We start from the raw sequence: 1,782 nt of genomic DNA, 5'->3' as shown, positions 1-1,782 counted from the left end.
ATGATAATGATCGCGACAAAGGCGAGTGTTGCATTCCATACGATTTGGGTGACATCCCATACATCCTGAAAGTCAACGACTCCTACAAGCAGTGCCAGTACAGCACCACCGCAGGCAGACCAACCAATGGATAGATTTTTAGGCTGCCAAATGACAAAAACTAATGTAACAAGAAAAATGATGCTAGCCAGGACAACAGAAACCAATGTTCAAACCTCCAATTATGCGATTACTTAAGTACAGCAACAATCAATATATAACTATATCCTTATATAGAAAACAGAGATAATATTTAGCATCACTCAACCATTTGCTAAATATTCCTGTTAATCACATGCACAGTTAACTTCCTTATTCATGGATGATAGTACTTCTTGAGCACTTGGCATCTCATTTAGCACGGCTTGGATATATGGCTTGTCATCAACATTCAAGGAATAATAAACCCATTGGCCACGACGGGCTTCATTTACAATCCCCTGAGACTTAAGCTTTCTTAAGTGCTGGCTAATCGCTGGCTGAGACATGTCAAAAATATCGACAAATTCGCAAACACACCATTCTTTTTGCTTAAGAAGCGTTAACATCGTAAGCCTTGTTTTATCTCCAAGCAGTTTTAGCTTCTCGGCAATTTCGCTCATTTGCTCCAATAAGATTCACCCCATTCTTGTAAGATAACATCATAACCATATAATTTAATGCTTATATCTTAAATGAAAGAGTGCTTGATTTCAAGTGTCTAGAATCTGTTTCCAATAATTTCTCATTGAACAACACAAGTGTCCACCCTTCCTGCAATTGTGATGGTTTGAACGATACTTCATCTCTTACCGCAAGTAGGTTTTCCACGAATGCGGTAATAAAATCTTTTCACATTATCGCTAATAACAGCAAATTATATCTCCGAATTAACGCCCCTCTTAGGGGGCAGGTCTCCCTGCCCTTCTTTCATCATCACCTTATGTCTATCTCAATTCGTTCATTCATTTGTCTCACCGTAATCGAACTAACCAAACAATAAATCCAGAATCTTTTCATTTGCCTTTCTGTTCTTTCCGATATAAGGGTAGCAGTGTATATGGATCGCTGGATTGAAGTTGATTTCTATGATGCTGTAATTGGTATCGGTTGCTTCTTCCTCTAAAGAATCAATCATCATATCCACGCCACAGATGGTCGCTCCTGCAGCTTTAGCTGATTGAATAGCAAGTTCCTTATAGCTGTTTGGCATTTCATCCGTAAAATCGATACTGTCTCCTCCCGTACTAATGTTCGAATTTTCTCTTAGATAGATAACTTCCCCTTGTTGGGGTATATCGTTCCAACTCATACCACGGTTCTTCAAAAACATCTCTTCTGCTTCCCCTAACTGAATCTTCTCAAGGGGCGTCTTATACCCTTTACCTCGAAGTGGATCTTTATTCTTCTCATGAACAAGCTGTTCGACCGTGTGGACACCGTCACCGGTGACATTTGCAGGGACACGATGCAGGACCCCTACAACCTGATCCCCCATGACCAGAAAGCGATATTCCTTTCCTGTCATAAATTCCTCAAGAAGAACCGTTTGATCATGCGAAAAGGCGATTTCAAACGCTTTCTTCATATCCTCTCTCGAATAATCTTGATTGAAGATCGTAATGCCCAACCCAAAATTGGTTGATTTGGGCTTTATCACAATGGGGGTACCACGATATGTTTCATAGGTGGACATTGCTTCATCCAAGCTCTGAAACGCTTCCCCTGACGGTACACGAATTCCATGTTGTTTGAGAACTTCTT

Annotated in this window: 2 protein-coding genes and 1 pseudogene; all 3 read right to left on the bottom strand. The window is 40.4% G+C overall.

The window, feature by feature from the left end; translation table 11 throughout:
• A partial coding sequence (locus ACPV3A_RS37605; protein WP_426204995.1) for an ArsB/NhaD family transporter occupies positions 1-206 on the bottom strand: 206 nt, incomplete at its 3' end.
• A gap of 120 nt (positions 207-326) precedes the next feature.
• Positions 327-650 carry an ArsR/SmtB family transcription factor gene (locus ACPV3A_RS37600; RefSeq protein ID WP_053493525.1) on the bottom strand — a complete coding sequence of 108 codons (324 nt, stop codon included), beginning with the start codon at positions 648-650 and terminating at the stop codon, positions 327-329.
• 356 nt (positions 651-1,006) lie between these two features.
• Positions 1,007-1,782: pseudogene (locus tag ACPV3A_RS37595) on the bottom strand (bifunctional glutamate--cysteine ligase GshA/glutathione synthetase GshB); the annotation flags it as partial.

It is taken from the genome of Paenibacillus sp. Dod16, from assembly GCF_049893405.1.
Taxonomy (GTDB): Bacteria; Bacillota; Bacilli; order Paenibacillales; family Paenibacillaceae; genus Paenibacillus_AQ.
The sequence above is the reverse complement of the archived record's forward strand: the minus strand, read 5'-3'. Positions and strand labels throughout refer to the sequence as shown.